This is a genomic window from Bombella pollinis, from assembly GCF_026385485.1.
GTDB lineage: Bacteria > Pseudomonadota > Alphaproteobacteria > Acetobacterales > Acetobacteraceae > Bombella > Bombella pollinis.
This window is the reverse complement of record NZ_JANIDX010000003.1, coordinates 223,072-247,610: the sequence shown is the minus strand read 5'-3', so window position 1 is coordinate 247,610 and position 24,539 is coordinate 223,072. Positions and strand designations below refer to the sequence as shown.

The window sequence follows — 24,539 nt, the reverse complement described above, 5'->3', positions numbered from 1 at the left end:
AGCCTTATTGCTTATCCACCATACGGGTTGGGGTTCTCATCGTCACGAACTCCTCTGCAGTGCTAGGATGCAAAGCAATCGTTTGGTCCAACTGCTTCTTCGTCAGCTTTGCCGTTACAGCAATAGCCAGCATTTGGATAATCTCTGGCGCATCAGGCCCGACCATATGCGCGCCCAACACAATGTCGCTCTGGCGGTCCACCACCAGCTTCATCAACACCTTCCCGGCCCGTTTCGGCAATATTTGGCGCATGGGGGTGAAGGTGGATGTATAAATAGCGAGGTCATGCTTTTGGGCCGCTTCCTCCTCACTCAGCCCCACAACCCCTATAGGGGAGGAGAAGAACACCGCCTTAGGCAACGTCTCAAACGACCATGTGCGCCCTTGCGGGTTAAAAAGCTGCTCGGCCAACATATGGCCTTCTGCAATCGCCGTGGGGGTTAGGTTATATTCATCACGAATATCCCCAATCGCATAAATAGAAGGGATATTCGTCCGCCCATCAATCCCAGCGACAACATGGCCCTTCTCCATCACTACGCCAACAGAATCAAGGCCTAGCTTATCAATAGCGGCCCGGCGACCCGTTGCCATAATGACAGCATCAACCTCATAAGCTGTGCCATCATCCAACACAAGGCGAACAGCTTTACCACCGCCAACATCCTCTAACCGCACGGGGCTCGTGCCGGGATGTTGCGTAATGCCATATAGGTCTATCAACTCTTTTAGATGAGCGCGGACCTCACCATCAAAGCCGCGCAAGGGCAACGTCTGACGGTAGAATAAATCCACCTGAGAGCCCATACCGGCTAAGATACCAGCAAACTCCACCCCAATATACCCGCTGCCAATAATCGCAACCCTTTGGGGCCGCTCTGGGAGGTGAAATAGCTCATCAGAGGTAATGGCCAGCTCTGCACCGGGAATGTCCAACCGTATCGGGGTCGAACCTGTGGCGAGGACAATCTTCTTAGCCCGCACGCGCTGTACCGGGGCATCCGGTGCAAGGACAGAAGGGCCAATCTCGATCGTATGAGCATCAATCAGACGGGCATCCCCCGTATAAAGGGTGATGCCTGCTTTCTCCAACATAGAGATGTAAATGCCATTTAGGCGTTCAATCTCACGGTCTTTCGCAGCAAGGAAGCTATACCAATCGAATGTTTCAGGCCGTTGGACATCCCAACCAAAAGCTGGGGCATCCTCAATCATACGGCCTGTCTCTGCAGCATAGACCATCAGTTTTTTGGGGACACAACCGAGATTGACACAGGTCCCACCCCAATGACGGCGTTCGGCAATGCCCACGCGGGCCCCGTTCTGCGCGGCAATACGCGCACAACGCACCCCACCTGAGCCAGCACCAATGACAAAGAGATCCAATTCCTGCATAGCGTGTATCCCTCCCCGCAAAGACTCCTGCCTTTACAGCGCGGCTTTACCGCTCTGCAAACGCTTTCTCGACCACATAAGAGCCTTGGCGGCTCATATTACCTTCCTCAAAACCGCGCTCTTCCAGCAGTTTTTGTGTATCTGCAAGCATCTCTGGGGAGCCACAAATCATCACACGATCATGCTCTGGGTCTAGCTCATCAATATTCAGGTCACGGAAGATGCGGCCATTATTGATCAATGCCGTGATACGCTCCTGCACGGGGAACTCCTCACGCGTCACAGCGGGATAATATTTCAGCTTCGCAGCAACATCTTCACCAAGGAACTCATGCTTTGGCAGGATATTGGTGATGTAATCCCGGTAGGCCAACTCCCCACGCTCACGCACTGTATGGGTGAGGATGACATTCTCATAGCGATCATATGCATCAGGGTCTTTAATCAAGCTCATGAAAGGAGCAAGACCCGTCCCGGTGGAGAGGAAATATAGATTCCGCCCCGGTTTGAGATTATCGAGCAACAAAGTGCCAACTGGCTTACGGCCAATCAATACCGTATCACCAACCTTTACATGGCGCAGGCGGGAAGTGAGTGGGCCATTCTCCACCGCAATGGAGAGGAACTCCATCTGATCCTCATAATTCGCAGAGGCAAGGGAGTAAGCACGCAATAACGGCTTGCCCTCTACCTCAATCCCAATCATCGCAAATTGCCCGTTGGAGAAGCGCAAACCGGGGTCGCGAGTCGTGGTGAAGCTGAAGAGCCGATTTGTCCAATGATGCACTTGCTTCACCGTGGCCGGATAAAGATGGCCATATTCTTGCGTTGGGACAGCAAGGCGATATTGGCCCTCATACCCTTCAAAAGGGACGAGGCCCGTCAATGGCTCAGCAATAACAGGGGTCGGAGCTGATTCAGCAGGATAAGGTGTGCTCATGAATCCGTCTTTCTCTCCAAAATGACGCTAGGTCACAATCTTTTATCTCAAGGGGGTGATACTAGCGAGAGGCCATCATTACCACCCATCATGCCCCGTACCATGCCTATCTTTTCCTCTTTTGTCATCACAAACACAGCCATACCCGCCTTTTTGCTTGACTTCCCTACCCACCACTCCCGAAAACACCCCTATGACAGATGCTTCCTCCTCTTATGATTCCGCCAATACAACGCCTCTCTCCCCTGCGGAGTTCGCCTTAACACAGGCTGAAGAAGCCTTTGGCACGCATCTTGCCATCACCCCGCGTGAACGTGCCGCTTTGCTCCGGCAAGTGGCGCGCCGTTTAGGGGCTGATAAAACCAGCATTAATGAAGCCGAGCTCCTCCACGCGCTCTGCCAAGTCCGCCGCCGTGGTTGGGCTAACAGCATGATGAACCATGCTCATCGCAGCGGGGCGGTTTGGGTACGTAAAGCTGATGTCCTCCTCGCAGCGGAACGGATTCACGACCCCCTCATTGATGAGGAAGGCCAAGCCGCCGTGCTGGAAAGCCTCTTGGAGGAACGCTGGCGGGATATGGCCGATACCCCCTTGCGCGTCCTTGATGATGTGCGTGCCGACCTAGCCGATGCGGGAACGTACCTCTCTGGTGCGCAAATTGAGCGTCTCTCCCACAGCATTGCCCGTGCCTTTGGTGGGGTTGATCTCGGCTTTGAAGATGAGCTGATCCTTGAGGAAGAACGCCGCGCACGCGAGCAAGAGGACATCCGCGCCAAAGCCGAGGCCCGCCGTGCACGCGAGCTACAGAAAATTAAAGACTGGGAAGCCACACTTGTCGGGTTTGAGAAACTCCCCGCCCTTCTGCATTGCTCCCGCCGCGAAGCCCTACGTTGGATTGCAGAACAGCGCATCCCCATCGCCAAACGCGACCAACAGCCAGACGGGTTGGAGATTTTCTATTTTGACCCAGCCGAGCTTAAAAAATGCCGCCCGCTCCTCAATAGCTGGCGACGTGGGACAAGCCAAAAACGCGATGAAGAGTATGATGATAGCCCCCAAGCCCGCAAAGGCAATGCAGCTATCGCGCGTGTAGCGGCATTAGACCGCTTTGCAGCGCATTTCCGCACGGCACGCGCGCTTAATCGCCGCATCACGCTTGTGACAGGGCCGACCAACTCCGGCAAATCTCACACAGCGTTAGAGGCCCTCGCCCAAGCAGAAAGTGGGCTGGCCCTCGCCCCGCTGCGCCTCTTAGCCCATGAGTTCCGCGAGGCTATGCTAAGCCGCGGCGTGCCTGCCTCCCTCACCACGGGGGAGGAGCGCATCATCGACCCCACCGCTCGCCATCTTGCCGCTACCGTGGAGATGTGCCCATTTAACAACCCTGTTGATGTGGCCATCATTGATGAAGCCCAAATGCTCAGCGACCCTGACCGAGGTGCGGCATGGACAGCGGCCATTATGGGGGTGCCTGCCCGCCATGTGTTCATCTTAGGCGCGGCAGATTGCATCCCCCTCGTCAAACGCATTGCCGAACTCTGTAATGACCCCGTTGATGAGATCCATCTAGAGCGTAAAAGCCCGCTACGCCCTGCGGGTACGCTTGCCTTAACGGACCTCCGCGCAGGGGATGCCCTCATCGCTTTCTCTCGCCGGGATGTGCTAGACCTCCGCGCCGAGCTAATGGCCCATAACCGCCGGGTAGCCGTTATTTACGGGGCGTTAAGCCCAGAGGTCCGCCGGGCCGAGGCAGCACGCTTTAACCGTGGTGAAGCGGACATCCTCATCGCAACCGATGCGATTGGCATGGGGCTTAATCTCTCCATTCGCCGGGTGGTATTCAGCACGCTGCGCAAATATGATGGGCGGCAAACGCGCAATCTTGTCTCTCAAGAGGTCAAGCAAATTGGCGGGCGCGCAGGCCGTTTTGGTAAACATGAGGAAGGCTTGGTCTGCGTGCTAGAAGGGGCGGGCCGTCCCAGCTTCATCCGCCATATGCTCGAAGCCCCACCAGAGCCTATGCTAGAGCTACGCCCCCTTGTGCAGCCCGATGCTGATATTGTGCAAGCCGTTGCTCAAGAGATGGAATCAGACAGCCTCTATGGTGTGCTAACCCGCATTAAACGGGCTGTTTTACGCCCTGATGACCCCAATTACCGCCTTGCGGATATGGAGCAAGCGTTAGAGATTGCCGCAGCCTTGGAGGGGGTGGATGGGTTAGACCTCTCCACCCGCTGGACCTACGCCATGTGTCCTATCAACACACGCGATAACGGCATCCCCCGCCTTGTAGAATGGGCGGCCCTCCATGCGCGCGGGCAATCCATCTTCCCCCCCGGCACGGGCCGCCTTCCCCAAGCCTCTACCGCCGGGCGTGAAGAATTAGAACGCGCTGAAAAACGCCATCGCCGCCTTGTGACATGGCGGTGGTTGGCAATGCGCTTCCCCGATAATTACCCAGAGCTCATCGTGGCGGAACGAAATGCCGCTATCCTAGATGAATGGATTGAGCATGTCCTCCGCACCCAGAGCCGGATGCGCGAGACCTCCCGCCGCCATCAGGGCCGCCGGGGCGAGCATCATCCAAAACCCCATGCAGGAGAACGCGGCCATCATAAAGCCTCCCATGGTAAGAAAAGCAACTTAAGCTCTAAAAAACCACATCACAAACGCAAAACACATTAACCTCACAAAAAAGGGCGTGCCCAAATGTAGGACACGCCCTTTTTGCGACAACGCTAAACCCTCACCTTACCGGCTCGGAATAGTGACCATTGCCCCCTTAGACGTTGCTGTCTCAGCAATCGCATGGATGAATTGCAGCATGGAGAAAGCAAGCTTACTGGCAAGGTCGTTCTTTGCAATCCAGTACCAAGACCCTTCATACTCCACAGCTGTATAAGCGACATCATCACCCGGACGCGCTGCGCTACAATGGATAAGAATCGCTGGTTGCGGCTCATTCGGACCACGCACAACAGAGGGAGCTGTAATGCCCTTCTCTACCATTTTTTTGGGCACTTCCATCGTACTGGCCACGTCCTCCCAAATGGACAACATGGAACGCGTCACCATTGCCACCTGGCCGGGATGATCCGCCGTACGGCCATAAATAACCTCAGCTTGATCGCTGCCTGCGGGGAGTTGCAAAGCTTGGCGCACTTGGTTCTGCAACTCCGTAATCTCTGGAGAACTGCTCTTAGGTAAGAGAATAAAGGTCCGCTCTGGCTGGGCTGGCTGTGTCTTTGTTGCGGGTGTAGGGGCAACGCTACGGATACTCAACGCATTACCAGCCTGCAATTTACGCAACGCGCGCAGTAAATACGTAAAGCGGATGGAGGCTTCTTTACCCTCCGTCCCTGCAATCGTGCTAGTTGTATTGCTCGCCGGGCCGATAGATTGCATCGTCATTTGCAATAATGTATCCACCGGCAACCCGCTGGAAATCAACGGAAGAAGCGTCTGTGGCGAAATCGGCCGCAAAATATTCACTGAGAATTGCACACCAGAAACAGGCTGATACGTCACAGTCGGGCTATCACTATAGGAATAGCCTAAAGAGCCACCCAGCGACCCACCTGCCCCTTGAATCCACGGCGTACCGCTAATATTCGCGCTAGAACTCGTCTCAGCTGTGTAAGCCGAGATGATTTGTGTCGTCTCAATCAAGGTCGGCGACAGAGAATAACGGAGCTGCACAATGTTAAAGAGCATCTCCTGATTCTGCTGTCGGCTCATTTCCCTTTCATAATCCAAGCGGTCCCGCCGCATATTATGCGGACCGACTGAAGACGCGCAGGACGTAAGAGCAAGCGCACTAACCACCAACACACGCCCCATAGAACGAAGCAAGGTCATACTTTATCCCGAAAATATAACACTGAGGATATACCACCCCCGGTGCATCAAAAATTATAATGCTGTTAACTTATCACAGCCCCTTATAAGCCTACCAGCAAAAAGAGGAACAAAAACAAGGGGTCGCACACGTCACCTGCATAGGTTACGAACGAATAACATCAATACCCCCCATATAAGGGCGCAAGGCCTCCGGCACGATGATGCTGCCACCCTCCTGCTGATACACTTCCATCAGGGCAATCATCACCCGCCCCACCGCAAGACCGGAGCCATTTAGTGTATGCACAAAGGCAATCGTCTTCTCCTTACGCAAACGGGCATTCATCCGCCGCGCTTGGAAGTCCCGCGTATTGGAGCAAGAGGAGACCTCCCGCCATGCTTGCTGCCCCGGCAACCATGCCTCTAGGTCATATGTTTTAGCCGCCCCAAAGCCTGTATCACCCGCACAAAGCAACACACGGCGGAAGGGCAGGCCCAGCCGCTCCAACACGGTCTCGGCTGCACGGGTCATGCGCTCATGCTCTGCCTCACTCTCCTCTGGTGCGACAATGGAGACAAGCTCGCATTTCGTAAATTGATGTTGGCGCAACATACCCCGCACATCCCGCCCCGCAGAGCCAGCCTCAGAGCGGAAGCAGGTGGAGAGGGTTGTCATGCGCCGTGGCAAACTCTCCGCCGTGAGAATCTCCCCCATAACTGAGGCTGTCAGCGGCACTTCCCCCGTAGGGATGAGCCAACGATCATCATCTGTATGGAACGAATCTTCCGCAAATTTGGGTAATTTATCCGTGCCATACATAGCCGCTTCATTCACCAAAAGCGGTACAGTGACCTCCTCATAACCAAACTCCCCCGTATGCACATCGAGCATAAACTGCCCTAAGGCCCGCTCTAGCCGCGCTAGGGCTCCACGCAACATCACAAACCGCGAGCCTGCAATCTTACCCGCCGCGGTAAAATCCATCAGCCCCAAAGCTTCACCAAGCTCAAAATGTTGTTTGGCCTCAAACGCAAAGGACGGCACCTCCCCGCGTTGATGCACCACGACATTATCGCTCTCATCCTTGCCATCAGGCACGGAAGCATCAAGCTGGTTTGGCAAGCGTTGGAGGACACCATCAATGCGCGCTTGGATTTCGCTCGCGCGGGCCTCTAACGCAGCAATCTGTTCCCGCAATGCCGCACCGCGGGCCTCGATGGCGGTTGTATCCTCCCCTGCCCGTTTGGCTTGGCCAATCTCTTTTGCCAAGCCTTTCCTTTGCCCTTGGGCCTCCTGCAATGCAGCTAAAGCCGCCCGGCGTTGTTCATCCTCTTTCACCAAACTCTCCGCCACAGCAGGGAGGTTACGCCGTGCCAAAGCGGCATCGAAAGCAGCAGGATCAGCGCGTAGGGCTTTAAGGTCGTGCATAAGGTCAGATACTCCGTATAAGCTCTTAATTATGGGAGGGTGGATGAGGTCTCATCGTCATCATCAGCGGTGATAGGCTTAGGCTCTACCAAGCGAGCGGTTAGGATAGAGACCTCATACAACCCTACAAGCGGGATAGCGAGGCCCAGCATCGTAATTGCATCCGGCGGGGCCAATACCGCTGCAACCGCAAAAGCCGCCACATACGCATAACGGCGAACACGCCTTAGCTGCCCCGTCCCCACAAGCCCGGCCCGGACAAGGAGTGTTAATATCACAGGAAGCTCAAAGCAAATCCCAAAGGCCATAATCATCTTGGTGACAAGATTAAGATATTCCGAGACACGCGCTTGCAGCTCTATGCCCATCTGATTCGCCCCCCCTAATTGTTGGAAGGAGAGGAAGAACTTCCACGCAAAGGGGAAGACGAGGTAATAGGCCAACGCCCCCCCTGCGACAAACAACACCGGTGTGGCAATCAAAAAGGGCGCGAAGGCCTTTTTCTCATTCTTATACAAACCCGGTGCGATGAATATCCATGCCTGGATAGCAATCATCGGGAAGGAGAGGAAGAAAGCCCCAAAAACCGCTACACGCACATAGGTAAAAAAAGCCTCATAAAGGGCTGTATAAATCAAATGCGGTTGCTCACCCTTCTGCCGCATAATGCTCGCTAAAGGGGCGGCCAGAAAGCGGTAAATCTCACCCGAGAAGTGATAACATAGCAAAAACGCCACTACGAACGTCGCTAAAGACCAAATTAACCGTCGCCGAAGCTCCATCAAATGCTCCAGCAACGGCATGGGCTTATCCTCTACAGCCCCATTATCCTGCACTTCTGCTGTGGGGAGGGGTTGGGAGGTCGGCTCACTTATTTTAGAGGGGTCATGCTGGGTCATGAGGTCGCTGTCTCCCTCGTTTTATGAGGCTGTGATGGCGCAAGAATGGTCGTACGTTTACCATGATGCAAAGCAATTTCAGGCGGCAAGAAAGCAGGACGATGCCAATAACGTGCTTCTTCAATCAAGCGTAGAGCCGTCGTCGGGGGGAGGAGTGCGGGCGCGCGCTCCAACGCTGCGGCTTGCTCTTGCATACGGGCATTATGCGGCTGGGGGTTTGTATAAGAACGCGGCTGTCCTAACTCCTCACTCCCCGGTGCAGGCGGCGGAGGCGGGGGTGGTGGAGGGGGCGGCGGTGCCATAGGCATCCCCTCCTGAGGGCTACCTCCCATTTGCCTTTCTAATGTGCGGTCAGGATCAATCGCCTTGCGTAACTGCTCGCGTGGGCTAAATTGCCTAATCTCTCGTAATTGATCTCGTGCTTCACTGAGATCGGCCTCTTTAACCATCTCATCAATATGATGCTGAAACTCCGCCCCCATCTTCCGAATGGCTTTAAGCGTCTTAGAGAGCGTCCGCATCGCCACGGGGAGGTCTTTAGGGCCAATACAGACGAGTGCTACAATCACCAATAAGGCAATTTCCGTCCAGCTCAGGTCAAACATCGTCCCATCTCCCCCTTATGAAGGCCGAATGGTTTCTTCTAGCTCACTTCCCCCCTCATCGGAAGGCGGCTCAAAGAGCAATTCTTCCCGTCTGGGGAGGTCATTAAGGCTCGCAAGGCCAAAAATCCGTAAAAATTGTGGCGTTGTCCCCCAAAGAACAGGCCGCCCCGGCACCTCTTTACGCCCTTTAGGGGTTATCAATCCCTCCTCAAGCAATGTATCAAGAATACTTTGCCCAAGCCGTACCCCGCGTATTGTCTCAATCTCCACCCGCGTGCAAGGCTGATGATACGCCACAATCGCCAAAGCCTCCAACGTGCCTTGGCTCAACCGCCTTGGTCGCTCAATCACCCGCGCAAGGGCGGGGCCAAACATAGCGCGTGTCCGTAATTGCCAACCACCAGATACCGCCTGAAGCTCCACCGCATGGCCTTTATAACGCTGGGCCAGCCCATCAAGAACAGCACCGGGATTATCTGCCTGTTCCTCTAACCCTTGCTCCCGCAATATCGCCACAATAGCACTAGCAGAAACCGGCCCCGCATTGGCAAATAGCAGAGCCTCTACAAAGCTAACTGCCATTGCGGCTCTATCATGCTCCACCATGTCCGGCGGAATCTCCAGCATGGTTGACGGCATCTCACGCTCACTCATGCCCGCTCTCCTCTCTCTGCCGCCATTCTATGACGCCAAACGCATTTTCCTGCCGTAACTCCACCTGCCCCCCACGGGCCATCTCCAACCCAGCCATCAAAGCCCCAGCGAGGGCGGCGCGCTGGCTAAGGGGGCCGCCTTCTGTTAGCTCTGGCAAAACAGACGCCAAAGATTGCCACCCGGCCACATGCGCCCGCCCTAAAAGCCGTGCGAGTGCAGAGCGCGCTTGCTGGATGCTCCAATACCGCGCCACGCGTGGAGAATAAGAGCGTTTGCGCCCGCTCCGCCGCCGCGCAGCAAGATAAGCCAGAACCAAAGCCAGCATATCCCCCTTGAGCGGGGCCATCTCAATACGCGTATGATTTTCCGGCTCTGGTCGGGCAAACACATCACGCCCTAAGCGCGGTTGCTCCTCCAACCATGCCGCAGCACGGTGCATCTGTTCTAGGTCAATCAACCGCTCATGCAACTGCCCAGCGGCATCTTCCGCCTCATCATCCTGCGTAGCAGATGGCAGCAAAAGGCGAGATTTTAACCATGCGAGCCACGCCGCCATGACCAACCAATCCGCCGCTATCTCCAACCGTAACGCCTCCGCCCCACGGCGGGCGCGCTCTACAACATCCAGATATTGCTCTGTGAGTTGCAGAATGGAGATTTTCTGGAGGTCCACCTTCTGAGAGCGCGCAAGGTCTAAAAGGAGGTCCAACGGCCCCTCAAACCCCTCCAACACCAAATGCAATGCGTCACTCACAAGCGATAGGCCATTGCGTTAGTTTGTCACCACAGCACAAGCCTGCGCTTGCGCATGCAGCTTCACACAGAATTGCCGCGCCGCTGCCCGGTCAGCAAAGCCTCCCACCCGCAAACGGATGAAGTGCTTACCATCGCGCTCCACCGTCCGCAAAATAGGCTCACGCCCGCCTAAAAGGTCTGGCAAGCGGTTACGCAGATGCGCCCATTCCTGCCGGGCTTGCGCCTCATTTTGTAAAGCAGCAAGCTGTACTTCATATAATGTCGCAGAGGCCGGGGCTGGTGCTTCGGCCTGCGCCGCCTTGGCCTCTTTCCCCTGCCCTGCTGCATTATCGAGTATAGCCGGTGGCAAGGGAGCAACTTTTGCCGGGGGAGGAAGCTCCCCTTCCTGAACGGCTGAGGTTTGCGCTGCTGGAGCTTTCACAGCCTCTTGCTTCGCTTCAGTCTTTGTTTCCCCATCCATAGGGGAAGCCCCTGCATTATCTGCCCCAGACGGCGGCTTCGTTTCCGACAGTGACGAGGCTTCACCCTCTTTATGAGCGGTAGCGTCAGAGGCCGCTACTTTCTCCTCCCCATTGGTTGCAGGCTGGTCCAACCGTCCCGCAAGCAAGCCCGCATCGGGCTGTTCTGGCGGGGGGGCTAAATGCACCGCACCGCGACCGGTAACGTCACTTTTGGTTGTATCATCCCCCATAATCATCATACCGCCGGGGTCAGCGGGGCGATCCTTCACAGCATAGGGCGGCGGGCCAATCACAGGCACACCAGCGGGATGACTGCCCACAACCCAATTCCACACCCCGCCAATCACAAGCAGCAAGACCGCTCCCGCAAGGGCAAGAATCATCAAACCACGCGTGCCGAATTGACCTGTTAGAAATGATGAGACAAACCCCGCACGACCCGCCGCATCGCCATCACGCACGTTGCGCTCTCTGCGCGGCGGCCGCTGCGCCCCACCAGCTAAGCGTTCGCGCCCTTGTGGGGGTGTGTCATCCTCATACTCATCATCCGGCCTAGCCATGGCTTAGCGTAGCTCCTCTACCGCCTCAACACCTAGAAGCCCTAGCCCGATGCGCAATGTCGCCGCAATGGCCGCAACAAGAGCCAAGCGTGCCTTGCTTGCCTCTGGGGCATCATCTTGAATAAAGCGCAAGCTCGTCTCCTCACGCCCGCGATTCCAAAGCGCATGGAAGTCCGCCGCAAGGTCAATGCAATAGGTTGCAATACGGTGCGGCTCCCGCGCGAGAGCAGCGGCCTCGATCTGGCGGGGCAATTCTGCAATGCGGCGTAAGACGGCTAATTCCTCATCCGCTGTAAGGGAAGATAAATCCTGCCCTGCAAGGGCGGCCTCTGTCATAGCCTCCGCCCCGTAACGCTCCTCCCCCAACCGTAGAACAGACCGACAACGTGCATGAGCGTAATTGACGTAAAAGACCGGGTTATCCCGCGTCTGCGCAACAACGGCATTGAGGTCGAACTCCATCTGCGCATCGGCCTTACGGGTCAGCATGGTAAAGCGCACGGCATCCTTGCCGACTTCATCAATCAAATCCCGCAAGGTCACAAAGGTGCCAGCCCGTTTGGACATACGCACTGGCTCGCCATCTTTTACGACACGCACAATCTGGCACATCACGACTTCAAAAGCCGTCTTACCCTCCGTCAACGCCGTAATGGCTGCACGCATCCGCGAGACATAGCCGCCATGGTCAGCCCCCAATACGTCAATCAAAAGGTCCGAACGGGATGCTTTATCAGCATGATAGCCGACATCATTGGCAAAATATGTGTTCGACCCATCAGACTTCCGCAAGGCGCGGTCTTGGTCATCCCCAAACTCTGTCGAGCGGAAAAGCGTCTGAGGGCGCGCCTCCCAATCCTCGAGCTTCTTACCCTTTGGAGGCTCTAACACGCCTTCATAAAGCAGGCCGCGCGCTTCCAACTGAGCGATGGCCGCATCCACCTTCCCGCTCTTTAAAATCTCTGCCTCACTGCTAAAGATTTCATGCTGAATCCCTAAAGCTGCGAGGTCCTCTTTAATCATCCCCATCATCTGGGCGAGAGCTTCCGCCCGCACAGTCTCAAACCACGCATCCTCTGGGGCAACACCCCCATCAGCCCCGGCAAGGGCACGGCCATGTTTTTTGGCCAAAGCCTGCCCCACAGCAATGAGATAATCACCTTGATATTGCAAACCACTCGGGGCCAACGCCCCAAACTCATCAGCCGGAATCTCCGTACCAATAGCCTGAAGATACCGCCAATAAGCCGCCCATGTTAGCGCAATAACTTGCGCCCCAGCATCATTAACGTAATATTCCCGCGTGACGTTAAAACCCGCTGCTGCTAGCAGGTTCGCTAGTGCATCCCCCACCACAGCCCCACGGCAATGGCCAACATGCATCGGCCCGGTCGGATTAGCCGAAACATACTCCACATTCGCACGTTTCCCCGTCCCTAAGCGGGACTGCCCATAAGCCGCCCCGCGCTTGAGAACAGCTTTTGCGACATCATGAAACAAAGCAGGCTTTAAGGTCATATTCACAAAGCCAGGGCCTGCCATCTCTACATGGGCGATGTCAGGCAAAGCCTCTAGCTGCGCGACAAGCTCTTTAGCAATCTCAAAAGGTTTCCGCTTAGCTGGCTTTGCTGCCAAAAGGGCCGCATTCGTTGCCATATCCCCATGGGACGCATCACGCGGAGGAGTGACCTCCACACGGGCAGCAACATCATCTGGCAGGTCAGGCAATACGGTCTTGAGAGCCGCAACGACCTTCTCGCGCATGACGGAAAAAAGACAATCTGGAGATGATGCTGTCGGGGCAAGAGCTGCCATAATCTATATTATTCCCTTTAAAACCTGCCAAAGCCCTTCTTACGGCTTGGTCTTTCTTCCGTCCCTGATACCGCACTTACCCTAAAACGGAAATATCCATCAGCCGGCGATGTTCCTCCATCGCAAAACGATCCGTCATCCCTGCAATATAATCAGCAACTACACGGCGCGAGGCGGCCTCGTACCCTTTTTTCTTGCTTGGCAAAGCTTGCTCCCGCCATGGCGTTGGCAGTAGCTCCGGCTCATTACCCAAAATAGTGCAAATATCTCCCAAAGCGATACGCGCTTTACGGGTCATCCGCTGTACACGCCAATGCCGATACATCCGCGCATAAAGGAACTTGCGTATCTCCTTATTCCGCTCGGCCATTTCAGGCGAGAACTCCACCATCGCCCGGCCTGCATGGCGCACCTCATCCGCATTTTGCGGGTCTAACGCGGCTAAATTCTTCTGGCTTTGTTCAATCAGGTCACTCGCTAAGCGATTAATCACCCGTCGCACCGTCTCATGCCGAATACGCTGGTCACGGTCAAACGCCCCATGACCGGACCAATCCAGCGCACGCGCTTCCTCAAGGCAGGTTTTTAAAAGTGGGACGGATTCAATATCCTCAAAACTGAGCAAGCCCGCCCGCAAGCCATCATCAAGATCATGCCCATGGTAAGCGACATCATCACAAATAGCGGCAATCTGCGCTTCTACAGAGGCATAACATTCCAACTCTAACGGGTAACGGTCATCAAAACTCACCAGCCACGGGGAGGGTCGTTTTACAGGGCCGTGATGTTTTGCCAGCCCTTCCAACGCCTCCCATGTCAGATTCAAGCCATCAAAACCATTATATCGCGCTTCAATCTCCGTCACTTGCCGTAAGGACTGGATGTTATGGTCAAACCCACCCCAATCCTTCATCGCCTCTTGCAACGCATCCTCCCCAGCATGACCAAAAGGCGTATGGCCAAGGTCATGCGCGAGGGCGATAACCTCTGTTAAATCCTCATTCACCCCTAATGTCCGGGCAATAGAGCGGGAGATTTGTGCGACTTCGAGCGAATGGGTCAGCCTTGTGCGGAAAAAATCACCTTCATGATTCAAAAAAACTTGCGTCTTATATTGCAGCTGACGAAACCCCGCCGAATGTAACACACGGTCACGATCACGCTGCCACGGGGTGCGGGTAGAGCTTTCCTCCTCTGCAAATTGTCGCCCGCGCGCGCCTTGCAACTGTACAGCGTATCTAGCCATTATGCTCTATTGTCCCCATATCCATATGTAGGCTGCTATAACTACACAGCCTTTCAGCTTTTGATTCTTGGCGTCCAATTTTATAGTGTCAACCGTTCCGCAACCATTTCTGCCGCGATGGTAAGCGTTTTTGTGATGATAAGGAGCATATCTCATGGCCGAGTTTGGCATTTCCCCCGCGGCAGCGGCCCGTATCGCAGAGATTATTAGCCAGCAACCCCAGCCTGAAAACACCGCCCTGCGTGTTGCCGTACTCGCGGGCGGGTGCAATGGCTTCCAATATCAATTTAAGCTTGTGCAAGAGCGAGAAAGCGATGACCATTTAATTGAAAAAGACGGCGCACGCGTCTTTGTTGACCCTACAAGCCTAGACCTCCTCGAAGGGGCAGAGCTAGATTTTGTTGATAAACTCATGGGCGCGCATTTTACAGTTAAAAACCCCAATGCGGCCTCATCTTGCGGGTGTGGCAGTAGTTTCTCCCTCACCTAACGCCCTTTTTGGAGACCTCACACCCTATGTCCCTGACCTTTGCCAGTTGGAACATCAACTCCATCCGCACCCGTGCCCATCTGGTAAAAGACTGGCTGGACCGCAATGAAGCCTGTACCTTGCTCTGCTTGCAAGAAATTAAATGCGAAGCCCACCAATTCCCCCCTCTCTTTGAGGAGGCTGGCTTTCATGTCGCTGTCGCGGGGCAGAAGGCTTATAACGGAGTTGCCCTCATCAGCCGCGCCCCTCTAACCATCACGACCGACCACCTCCCCGGTTTTGAAAGTGACGAGGCCCGTTACATCGAGGCTGAGCTAGACGATGTGACCATTGGTAATCTCTACCTCCCCAATGGCAATTCTGGCGGAGAGGCCGGCTTTGCTAAGAAGTTAAACTTCTTTGACGCCCTTTATCATCGCGCCCGTGCTTTGCAGCAAGGGGGACGCTCCTTCGCCTTTATTGGTGATTATAATGTCTGCCCAACGGATGAAGATTACGCCCCCAAAGCTCTCTCCCCCGATGATGCCCTCCTCCACCCAGAAAGCCGCGCAGGCTTCCGCCGTCTGCTATGGTCCGGCCTGACAGACGCACTGCGCTGCCTACACCCTACCGGGCAACATTATACATTCTGGGATTATCAGGCAGGGGCATATCAACGTAATTCCGGCTTACGGATTGATCACGCCCTCCTCTCCCCCCGCCTTGCCGACCGCCTCACCAGCTTCACCATCGACAAAGACGAACGCGGCCGAGACAAACCCTCCGACCATGTACCGGTGGTGGTAAAATTAGACACCGCCCAATCCTCTCATGAATAAACAACCTTTCACTCTAAAAGCGAGGGCGGCGCCATACTCTAAACGCCCCCCTGCTAAGATGGACAAATAATTACAAGACAGTAAATATCGCTTGTTCGCTCCACCCAAATAAGCCATCATATTCGTGATGTTATGGTGAAGGGACGTTCAAGATGAGCTCATTAATTTTATATAGAGAACATAACAAAGCAAAAGAAGGGCATAATCACAGTAACATCCTTCAAAATGAAGCTTTTAACAAACTCTTTCATCTCATCAGTATGCAGCTTCAAACTGTTGAAAATTTTTCACTACCTAGCCAAGATGCCCTCTCCCACCATCATACCCACCAAGCCATCCTTATTGAGGGCGGCCGTGGTAGTGGGAAAACCACATTTCTCCTCAATGCTCTTCATGCACTTGATGGGAAAGAAGCATTCACAAATGAGCAAAAGCAAGCTTATACATTCCCTGATGATCTTAGCAAAAAATCACATGACTTAGCTGGGAAGGTTTGTGTTTTACCTATCATAGACCCTACTCTTATTGAGACGAAACAACATATCATCATTGTAATAATCGCAATGATTGATAAAATCTTGGACCGTCACTGCTCCCCTATGTATACAGAGACTGACCAATATAAAGAAGTTGATAAAGCACGGGAGGACATGGCTGAAGGCTTAACGCTCATTGATGGCATCGGTCGGGCTGAGCCTTATGGCGAGGCGAACTGGGAAGACCCTCTATGGATTATGAGCACTGGCCTACGCAAGGCGAAGAAAGGGTCTTTCTTTGAGAAAGCTTTCCAAAATTACATTCATCACGCTTTAAAGGTTTTAAATAAGAAAGTCTTTATCCTCGCTTTTGATGATATAGATACCAATTTCGAGCATGGCCATAGTATTCTCGAGGCCATCCGTAAATATCTTACAACCCCTCAACTTGTTTTAATTATTTCCGGCGATCTAGATCTCTATGGCCGCCTTGTTCGTAGCAGTATTTACGATACGCTGGGAAAAAATATTCTAGATCACGATAATAAGCTGATGGGCGGCAGCGCCACTAGCCTTTCCAGAGATGTATGGGAACTTGAGGAACAATATCTCCTGAAGATTATCCCCCCACAAAACCGTATTGCTATGCTGCCCCTCAGTGGTATCATCCAACAAACAAGAGACGGTAATAAAGACATTATTTGTATCAAAAATACTTACGACAGCACAAATGATGAAGATAAAAACAAGATAGATGAGTGGGTAAGTAAGCATATTAATCGCCTCCTTCTAAATGGACACGATACCACCCCTCATCCCTTTTTTGATATTATTTCCCGCGAGCATTTACGTATCGTTATTGATTACCTCTATGCCCTAGACAATGAAACAACCACCACGGCACGACAAGCGGTCCAAAAAGTATTTGAAGCCCGCCTACGGCATGCAGGGATAGACGTACAACACCTCGCCTATACAACAGCTGAGGACACACGCTTTACTGTGTTTCGCTGGCTTGCAGGGCAAGATGCCCCCGCAAGCTTAGGCTTGTTTGGGGTCCCTAATGATTCGAGAAAAGCAGTAATTGTACACTGCCTTGCCCTAGCCCTTGCGCAAGAGCTGGACCAATCACTTTACGCAGCTTTCAGGACTCTCTTGACCGTCAATCTCCCCATTCAAATGATGCAGCGTGGCGATTATACAATTCCCCTCGTTCGCACTGCCATGGTTGACTTCCTCTGGTCAGATACAGGCACGGATAGCAGCCTCTTCGAAATCATCGCTCGTATTGGTAGTATCAGTCGTCTAGAGAGTATTTCTAACAAACAAACCTCTATCGGCACAACAAAAGCTAGTTGCTTCGGCTCAGTCGGCATTTTAAAAAAACCCAGGGATAGGCTTAGCACGTTAGGCTTGATGTTTGGATTTACTGTTTCAGGTCAGGACGCCTCTCTAAGAAAGATTCATATTGGACATTTCCAGCCAGATAACACTGAATCCGGGAACAGCCCAAATAATACCAAACCAAATAATGGTGATAATCCACCCCCCGGCTTTAAGCTTAAAGATAACAATAAAAAAAATGGGCAGCCAATATACCTCTCTAGAAAATGGCTCTCTGATGTTGAAGCGGCTGCTCAGCCATTTACCAACAGAGCCATTGAGCGCGGCATAGCGTGGTTTACGATCGGCGACATCATTGCACGCAGTGGAAAATTCGGCGATATTCTGAAGCTTATTTATTATAAACGGTACGCCCTTGATGGCGCAGAATACGATTCTATTTCGGCATTTTCTCTCTTCGCCGCTATCGTAGAGCTTTTAAGGAATGACCTCTCACCTGATTCCTTCATGAATGAATTGTTCAAAAAAAGGAATCGTCTAGATACCGTACCCGCCTTTTCCATCAATGATAATAATGAAATAACCAATTCTACCTCTACCCCCCCTAATGAAGATGATGAGGACGATAAAGACGATGATACCTCTTCAGGTAATGCTGGGAATGACGCTTCCTTTAACAATTTTGTTGAAAAAATAAAAGAGTGGCGAGAATCATCGAAAGAATATTTCAACTGTTCAAGGAAAAAAGATGATTTTCATATCTCTCCCACCATGCTCGGAGAAATAGCGAATCAAATACACGCACAACTTATCTCCCTGGACGCGGAAGTCCGCGAGAACTGGCAAACTGGGCTTATCCTACAACGCCAAATCACAAATATTCTCCATGTCCTTATCACGGCCACATCCAATAGCCAGTACCGTGTCGAAGCTCCCAAACATACAGACAAGCCTCTGATTCGTGCTCTAAGTCGAACCACAAAAGAATCCCCTCTTCATCCCCTTGCAGCGTCCGTCCTCTCCTGCCCGCTCATATGGATTTTTTTACCACCAACCGTTCGAACAAGGAGTAGAACACCGTTATATAAAGCAGCCGAAAACGCCCTAATCATCAGTAATTTTCCAACAAAGGAGCATTCAATCGATGATTTCCTCACCCCACCCTCTTTCAATATTTTAATTGGCCGCATACATTCAAGAAGTAATAGCGATACCGTTGGACAAATAGGATTCTTCAAAATCCTCAATGTAGTGCCACGTTACTATCCTAGTTCAAAATAATGGATTACTACTCTCGAGATGCTCTTCTAGAAGACCACCTTATTGCTCTCGCCAAAGCAAGCTTTTCTCACACAAGCTTGCTTACTCGGCTGAATCAATTCAACGCCAAGGATTATGGTCCCAAGGTCCTAAATGCCTTTTGGAAGCAAAAAAATGAACGTAAGGACATAGAGAGGATCTTCCTAGAAGACCGCTTCTTGAACTTTCGACAATTATACTCGGCTCTCACGGATGAAGCCATTGAGAATAAAGTCGCTTGGCTTATCGAGGCGTTGGGCAAAAGCACCTTCCCCCTCAAAAAGGAGGAAATCAACAACCCTATTTCCTCTCTCCCTTTCCTCCTCCAAAAACTGGGGGACGTCTTTCTAGTCGAAGGTCATGATAAAACGCTACGGGTTCATTCCCATTTGCTCGAAAAATGGCAGGACCTTATCCTTGTCGTTCCGCCTCTTCTCATTATAGCAGGATGGCTGACCAGACATTGCCCTGCCCCCACCAAAGGCAGTGCGTCCTACAACTCTTTATGTGTTACATATTATACGCGTATACAGCATTTACTATGCGATAGTACCCTCCCCATTGATAATAACCCCTTTATGGACCATTTGTGCCGCGATATAGGGCTAGAAGAAACACACATGCACCTCAATGGAACTACTGAGGCTGAAAAAGTATGGGTCGATGGGCTGAAAAATCATCAAAAAATCATAGCCGGTCTCACTCATAACAGCTCCTCTGAGGGCGGCATATCTACCCCTATCGGCAATGGAGTCGCCCGTCTCTTAAAACAAGAAGAACACGCCCTAACCCCAAAAATACTCCATAATAGAATTATCCATGCGGCGGCTCTTAAAAGCTATCTATTAGAAACCTCTGAAAATAACTCTTTTAACGCACAAGAGGCTCTCTCTGAGGGGGATTTAGCGTGGTCAAGCCGCTATCTCAAAGCCATACGTACCCCTGCCTATTCTAACCTGCACATTACTGCGAGAGAGGCCATACGGCTGGCATCTATTATAGATCGCCTTACTTCTAAAGAATCATCCTCTTTTGAGGGCATCTGCTTCTTTTTTTATGTATTAGTCCGTGCCCAATTTTGTCGTCTTCTTGTCCAACAAAGCAATCAAAACGGTTTTGACCAATTCCAATATATTACAAATAATGATCTGCGCGAAGAAACAGAAAAAACATATACAGAGCGTTTCCGACAAATAGAACGTGGTACTCAAAAGTCTATCAGCTTCTTAGAAGGGCGTTTCGCCCCTAAAGTAACACCAGAAAAGAACGCTAATATTCTTTATCAGATTCTACGTGGCTATTCATATTTTTTAAATGAAACACCCCAAGGTAAATCCCGTGACAATCCCAAAAGGAACTTCTGTGGTGCTTCACAACCACCTATTTCTCTCAAAAATTATTTGGACATAACTAAAGACTTTGAAGCGGAAAGAAGTGAACGCCATACCCAACGCCGTCTAAGGTTAGGGCTTACCGCCCATTTTATAAAAAAGCAGGCTACAAACAAAAGAAAGGTTCCTACATTATGCAGAAATAGTAACGTCCGTTGTGATGCGGATCGTTCTGCCCGGGCTCTCCTCAAGATATTAGATCAAACACCTGGTCTCTACGACCTTATCTCAGGTATAGATGCTGCCAGCAATGAGCGTCACGCTAGCCCTGAGGCCTTTGCTCCTGTCTTTCGACGAATGTATCGTAAGGGCATTAAACGCAAGACGTATCATGTCGGCGAAGATTTCTGCCACCTTGCCGCCGGAATCCGGGCAATCAATGAAGCTGTCTTTTTTCTAGATCTTTCTTCAGGATGTCGCATCGGCCACGGTACCGCTGCCGGACTCAATCCCCAGCATTGGTGGGACGCTGTTGGTGGCCGCATCGTCCAACCCTGCGAAGACAGATTAGATGACCTCGTATTCGCTTGGGGTACTCTAAAAGAAAAAGCACTCCTCCTCGATAGACTTCCCCTTCTAGATGAAGAAATAAAAAGGCTAGCTAGCTATATCTGGAACGATACTACCTTAACACCAGATCTATTATACCGTGCCTGGAAACTACGTTACCTAGACCCACTTGTACAAGATTATCATTATGATGACCCTGCTATCAAATATGACCGTTATTATGATGTTGATAGTAATCTCCGCCAAGAAAAGTTACTGCACAAAAAAGCAATGAATGACTTCCCTGCATACCAACATTATCTAAAACGTCATCAGATAAATAAACTCAAAAAACAGGACTACGGCCCCCTGTCTCGTTCTCAAGAACTAATACCTATACGACAGGAAGATAATATCTTAACCACAGAAATATTATCCACATTACAGGAACTCACTATCAGCTTACTGCAAGAACGCCACATCGCCATCGAAACACTACCAAGCAGCAATATTAGAATTAGTATCCATAAAAATTATGCAGACCATCATATCACCAACTGGCTTGGCTATGGCCATCTCACACATTTACCCAATATCGTTGTTGGGTCTGATGACCCGGGGATTTTCGCCACAAGCCTCCGGATGGAATATGCCCATCTCTTTAGAGCATTAACGATGCTTCAGACAACACAACCGCTACCCCACATAAACGCCGAAGATATACTCAAACGACTTTGTGCTACTGCCCAACAATACCGCTTTTCCTAAAACGGCACCTTCATCATGGCTCGGAACAAAGCCTCGGCCTGCTTTTGCACGTCTTGCTTCGGTTTGGGGAAGGGGCGGGCCTCGGCATGGGCGAATTCGGCTTCGATAAGCTCATTCACCGCAGGGATGGAAGGGCCGCTCTGCTGCTCCCGGCTTCTGGATTTAAGAGGCAGCAACTCCCGGATAGGCCCCAATACGGAGCGTGGCACGTCACAGCCCTGACAAAGGGCTTGAAAGTTCATCGGAGGTTGGCCCTGCCCGTGCAGGCGCATCCAGCGTAACGCCATGGCCGGGCGTAGCGCGTAAAACAGCCGCTTATAACGTGTTGTTCCATCCTGTTGGAAGGCACGCTTCCAGCTATTACGCCCTAGATTTAGATAATGAAGTTGGCAGCTTAATCCCGCTTCAATCTGCTGGGCAAAGGCGGCAAGCTCATCAGCTTGTGCTTGCCATACATAACGCACCGGGCTGACTAACCATTCCAACAAAGTGGGATTAGGTTTCATCAATAGATTCAGGGCCTTGCGTATATCCCAGCCATTTACGTCCAAATCATCAGAGATAGGCATCTCAATCACATCCCGGCCTGGCGTTAAGGACAAATACCAATCCAACCGATGGCGATAGATAAAGCGCACATCATAATCACTATCTGGCGAGGGGAACCCCCATGCACGGCTGCCACTCTCCACAGCAAACAGGATCTCCACATCATGATCCTGCTCAATCTGTCGCAAGCTGGCCATGACCTCCGCCCGCACCGCTGGAGCAATTTCCGGCACGTAATCCGGCATCATCTCATCAAAACTCACGCGCCGCTCCTTCTTTCCCCTCCCCAGAATGGCCCAGACCATCACAAGAAGACATAGCCCCGCTACAAAAAAGCCGAGATGGACTTACCATCCCGGCCTTTATCTCACCACCTAAACCATCCACTCAAGGCTGTAACTCAGCCCTTCTTTTCCGCCGCGTTACCGCTGGAAGCAGAAGGTTTCGGCTTAGGCAAGTCCAGCTTGAGGGAAAGCTCCTTCAAGCGGGCTGGCTCGACCGGTGCAGGAGCTTCCATCATTAAATCCTCCCCGCTCTGATTCAGCGGGAAGAGAATGACCTCACGAATATTCGGCTCATCAGCGAGCAGCATGACGATGCGATCCACACCCGGTGCCGCACCACCATGCGGCGGAGCACCATAGCGGAAGGCATTGAGCATCCCACCAAAGCGCGCCTCCACAACATCAGGGCCATAACCTGCAATCTCAAACGCCCGTAACATCACCTCTGGCAGATGGTTACGCACCGCCCCGGAGGATAGCTCCACACCATTACAGACAATATCATACTGATAAGCCTTGATGCTCAACGGGTCCTGCGTATTCAGGGCCTCCAAGCCACCCTGCGGCATGGAGAACGGGTTGTGGGAGAAGTCAATCTCTCCTGTTTCCTCATTACGCTCATACATGGGGAAGTCCACCACCCAGCAGAAGCGGAAGGCATTTTGCTCAATCAGCTCTAGGTCTGTCCCGATCTTCGTCCGCACTACGCCAGAGAATTTGGCGACCTCATCACCCTTCCCTGCCACGAAGAACACAGCATCACCGGCCTTCAAGCCGCACATCTCACGGATTTTCGCAACGCGCTCGGCTTCCAGATTTTTGGCAATTGGGCCTTTCCCGCCTTCTTCATCAAAAATAATATAGCCAAGACCACCAGCCCCTTGGTCCCGCGCCCAATTATTAAGTTTATCGAAGAAGGCACGAGGACGGCTGCCCGCACCCGGCGCCGGGATCGCCCGCACCTGCCCACCAGAGGCAGCAATACGCGCAAATAACCCAAAGCCAGAGCCTGCAAATTGCTCCGTTACATCCTTAATAATCAACGGGTTACGCAAATCCGGCTTATCGGAGCCATAATCGCGCATCGCATCCGCATAGGGAATACGGGGGAAGGCCCCTTCGGTAATCTTCCATCCCTCTGGGGTAAACTCATTAAACACGCCCGCTAATACTGGCTCTAGCACTGCGAAAATATCTTCCTGCGTGGCGAAAGACATTTCAAAATCCAGCTGATAGAACTCGCCGGGACTGCGATCCGCACGGGAAGCCTCATCACGGAAACAGGGAGCGATCTGAAAGTAGCGGTCAAACCCCGCCACCATCGCCAACTGCTTAAATTGCTGCGGAGCCTGCGGCAACGCATAGAACTTACCCGGATGCAACCGTGCTGGCACGAGGAAGTCCCGCGCACCCTCTGGGGAGGAAGCTGTAAGAATAGGGGTTTGGAACTCAGTAAAGCCCTGCTCGACCATACGGCGGCGCAAGCTGGTGATAATCTGGCTCCGCAAGACGATGTTGCGGTGCATCTTCTCACGCCGGAGGTCGATATAACGATATTTCAGGCGTAAATCCTCAGGATAATGCTCCTGCCCCGCCACTTGGAAAGGCAGCACCTCCGCACGAGATTGCACATCAATCTCGCTGGCACGAACCTCCACATCCCCTGTTGGCAAGGCGGGGTTACGCTGCCCATCCTCACGCACCACGACCTCACCGGTGACGGTGATGACGCTCTCCACCCGCAAACGCTCGGCTTTTTCGAGCAATGCCCCCTCAGAAGGGATGACAATTTGCGTCATGCCGTAATTATCGCGTAGGTCGATAAAGAGCAGCCCGCCATGGTCCCGCTTGCTATGAACCCAGCCAGAGAGCCGTACGGTCTTGCCTGCATCATCAGCACGCAGGGCATTGCAAAGATGGGTACGGTACTGGTGCATGAATCTCAAACCTCGTTATTATCGTCTCTAACGGCATAAGGTGCCTTACGCCATCCTGACGCAGCATCCCTCTTCTCGCTGCTTCCTACCTG

At 52.5% G+C, this 24,539-nt stretch carries 18 protein-coding genes; 5 read left to right on the top strand and 13 right to left on the bottom strand.

The window, feature by feature from the left end; genetic code table 11:
* Positions 1-4 precede the first annotated feature (4 nt).
* Together gorA and NQF89_RS04455 are read right to left on the bottom strand one after the other, a co-directional pair.
* A complete protein-coding gene (gene gorA, locus NQF89_RS04460) occupies positions 5-1,396 on the bottom strand; it encodes a glutathione-disulfide reductase (protein ID WP_266137611.1) in 1,392 nt (463 codons plus the stop codon).
* A gap of 46 nt (positions 1,397-1,442) precedes the next feature.
* Positions 1,443-2,336: a ferredoxin--NADP reductase gene (locus NQF89_RS04455; RefSeq protein ID WP_155572912.1), complete on the bottom strand. Its 894-nt coding sequence runs from the start codon at positions 2,334-2,336 to the stop codon at positions 1,443-1,445.
* Between the two features lie 193 nt (positions 2,337-2,529).
* Here NQF89_RS04455 and NQF89_RS04450 point away from each other — a divergent pair, with 193 nt between their 5' ends.
* Positions 2,530-5,022, top strand: coding sequence for a helicase-related protein (locus NQF89_RS04450; protein WP_266137610.1), 2,493 nt, complete (start codon positions 2,530-2,532; stop codon positions 5,020-5,022).
* Positions 5,023-5,088: 66 nt separating this feature from the next.
* Here the strand turns inward: NQF89_RS04450 and NQF89_RS04445 are convergent, their stop codons facing one another.
* From NQF89_RS04445 to NQF89_RS04405, 9 genes are all read right to left on the bottom strand, one after another.
* Positions 5,089-6,195 (bottom strand): hypothetical protein, encoded by a 1,107-nt coding sequence (locus tag NQF89_RS04445; RefSeq protein WP_266137609.1) that lies wholly within the window; start codon positions 6,193-6,195, stop codon positions 5,089-5,091.
* Between the two features lie 145 nt (positions 6,196-6,340).
* On the bottom strand, positions 6,341-7,606 hold the full coding sequence (gene serS, locus NQF89_RS04440; RefSeq protein ID WP_266137608.1) for a serine--tRNA ligase: 1,266 nt from the start codon (positions 7,604-7,606) through the stop codon (positions 6,341-6,343).
* A 29-nt stretch (positions 7,607-7,635) separates the two neighbouring features.
* Entirely contained in the window at positions 7,636-8,409 is a 774-nt protein-coding gene (tatC, locus tag NQF89_RS04435) for a twin-arginine translocase subunit TatC (protein ID WP_230873269.1), read from the bottom strand.
* A 92-nt stretch (positions 8,410-8,501) separates the two neighbouring features.
* The gene (gene tatB / locus NQF89_RS04430) at positions 8,502-9,110 is read right to left on the bottom strand and encodes a Sec-independent protein translocase protein TatB (protein WP_155579154.1); all 609 of its coding nucleotides are present in this window, start codon (positions 9,108-9,110) and stop codon (positions 8,502-8,504) included.
* A gap of 15 nt (positions 9,111-9,125) precedes the next feature.
* Complete coding sequence (gene scpB, locus NQF89_RS04425; protein ID WP_155579153.1) at positions 9,126-9,764, bottom strand: SMC-Scp complex subunit ScpB; 639 nt, start codon at positions 9,762-9,764, stop codon at positions 9,126-9,128.
* The gene (locus tag NQF89_RS04420; protein ID WP_266137607.1) at positions 9,757-10,518 is read right to left on the bottom strand and encodes a segregation and condensation protein A; all 762 of its coding nucleotides are present in this window, start codon (positions 10,516-10,518) and stop codon (positions 9,757-9,759) included. Before NQF89_RS04420 ends, scpB begins: the two co-directional genes overlap by 8 nt.
* Positions 10,519-10,536: 18 nt before the next feature.
* Positions 10,537-11,541: an SPOR domain-containing protein gene (locus tag NQF89_RS04415; protein WP_266137606.1), complete on the bottom strand. Its 1,005-nt coding sequence runs from the start codon at positions 11,539-11,541 to the stop codon at positions 10,537-10,539.
* Positions 11,542-11,544: 3 nt separating this feature from the next.
* Entirely contained in the window at positions 11,545-13,356 is a 1,812-nt protein-coding gene (gene argS, locus NQF89_RS04410; RefSeq protein WP_407652349.1) for an arginine--tRNA ligase, read from the bottom strand.
* A gap of 76 nt (positions 13,357-13,432) precedes the next feature.
* Positions 13,433-14,602, bottom strand: coding sequence for a deoxyguanosinetriphosphate triphosphohydrolase (locus NQF89_RS04405; RefSeq protein ID WP_155572903.1), 1,170 nt, complete (start codon positions 14,600-14,602; stop codon positions 13,433-13,435).
* A gap of 154 nt (positions 14,603-14,756) precedes the next feature.
* On the opposite strand from NQF89_RS04405, the gene NQF89_RS04400 reads away from it, so the two are divergent.
* The 4 genes from NQF89_RS04400 to NQF89_RS04385 all read left to right on the top strand — a co-directional run bounded on the left by NQF89_RS04400 (position 14,757) and on the right by NQF89_RS04385 (position 21,677).
* Positions 14,757-15,092 carry a HesB/IscA family protein gene (locus NQF89_RS04400; RefSeq protein WP_099026155.1) on the top strand — a complete coding sequence of 112 codons (336 nt, stop codon included), beginning with the start codon at positions 14,757-14,759 and terminating at the stop codon, positions 15,090-15,092.
* A gap of 26 nt (positions 15,093-15,118) precedes the next feature.
* The gene (gene xth / locus NQF89_RS04395; RefSeq protein ID WP_266137605.1) at positions 15,119-15,910 is read left to right on the top strand and encodes an exodeoxyribonuclease III; all 792 of its coding nucleotides are present in this window, start codon (positions 15,119-15,121) and stop codon (positions 15,908-15,910) included.
* A 152-nt stretch (positions 15,911-16,062) separates the two neighbouring features.
* Positions 16,063-19,011: a hypothetical protein gene (locus NQF89_RS04390; protein WP_266137604.1), complete on the top strand. Its 2,949-nt coding sequence runs from the start codon at positions 16,063-16,065 to the stop codon at positions 19,009-19,011.
* Positions 19,011-21,677, top strand: a complete 2,667-nt coding sequence (locus NQF89_RS04385) for a hypothetical protein (protein WP_266137603.1) — start codon at positions 19,011-19,013, stop codon at positions 21,675-21,677. The genes NQF89_RS04390 and NQF89_RS04385 overlap by 1 nt, the downstream gene beginning before the upstream one ends.
* Here NQF89_RS04385 and NQF89_RS04380 read toward each other — a convergent pair.
* Both NQF89_RS04380 and aspS read right to left on the bottom strand, forming a co-directional pair.
* A complete protein-coding gene (locus tag NQF89_RS04380) occupies positions 21,674-22,489 on the bottom strand; it encodes a nucleotidyltransferase domain-containing protein (protein ID WP_266137602.1) in 816 nt (271 codons plus the stop codon). The genes NQF89_RS04385 and NQF89_RS04380 overlap by 4 nt on opposite strands.
* Positions 22,490-22,626: 137 nt before the next feature.
* Positions 22,627-24,447 (bottom strand): aspartate--tRNA ligase, encoded by a 1,821-nt coding sequence (gene aspS / locus NQF89_RS04375; protein ID WP_266137601.1) that lies wholly within the window; start codon positions 24,445-24,447, stop codon positions 22,627-22,629.
* Between the last annotated feature and the right edge of the window lie 92 nt (positions 24,448-24,539).

Coding starts and splice junctions, on each gene's coding strand:
- aspS (WP_266137601.1), bottom strand. CDS start 24,447: ATGCACCAGTACCGTACCCATCTTTGCAATGCCCTGCGTGCTGATGAT.
- scpB (WP_155579153.1), bottom strand. CDS start 9,764: ATGAGTGAGCGTGAGATGCCGTCAACCATGCTGGAGATTCCGCCGGAC.
- NQF89_RS04445 (WP_266137609.1), bottom strand. CDS start 6,195: ATGACCTTGCTTCGTTCTATGGGGCGTGTGTTGGTGGTTAGTGCGCTT.
- NQF89_RS04400 (WP_099026155.1), top strand. CDS start 14,757: ATGGCCGAGTTTGGCATTTCCCCCGCGGCAGCGGCCCGTATCGCAGAG.
- tatB (WP_155579154.1), bottom strand. CDS start 9,110: ATGTTTGACCTGAGCTGGACGGAAATTGCCTTATTGGTGATTGTAGCA.
- serS (WP_266137608.1), bottom strand. CDS start 7,606: ATGCACGACCTTAAAGCCCTACGCGCTGATCCTGCTGCTTTCGATGCC.
- xth (WP_266137605.1), top strand. CDS start 15,119: ATGTCCCTGACCTTTGCCAGTTGGAACATCAACTCCATCCGCACCCGT.
- NQF89_RS04450 (WP_266137610.1), top strand. CDS start 2,530: ATGACAGATGCTTCCTCCTCTTATGATTCCGCCAATACAACGCCTCTC.
- NQF89_RS04455 (WP_155572912.1), bottom strand. CDS start 2,336: ATGAGCACACCTTATCCTGCTGAATCAGCTCCGACCCCTGTTATTGCT.
- argS (WP_407652349.1), bottom strand. CDS start 13,356: ATGGCAGCTCTTGCCCCGACAGCATCATCTCCAGATTGTCTTTTTTCC.
- tatC (WP_230873269.1), bottom strand. CDS start 8,409: ATGCCGTTGCTGGAGCATTTGATGGAGCTTCGGCGACGGTTAATTTGG.
- NQF89_RS04385 (WP_266137603.1), top strand. CDS start 19,011: ATGGATTACTACTCTCGAGATGCTCTTCTAGAAGACCACCTTATTGCT.
- NQF89_RS04415 (WP_266137606.1), bottom strand. CDS start 11,541: ATGGCTAGGCCGGATGATGAGTATGAGGATGACACACCCCCACAAGGG.
- NQF89_RS04390 (WP_266137604.1), top strand. CDS start 16,063: ATGAGCTCATTAATTTTATATAGAGAACATAACAAAGCAAAAGAAGGG.
- NQF89_RS04405 (WP_155572903.1), bottom strand. CDS start 14,602: ATGGCTAGATACGCTGTACAGTTGCAAGGCGCGCGCGGGCGACAATTT.
- gorA (WP_266137611.1), bottom strand. CDS start 1,396: ATGCAGGAATTGGATCTCTTTGTCATTGGTGCTGGCTCAGGTGGGGTG.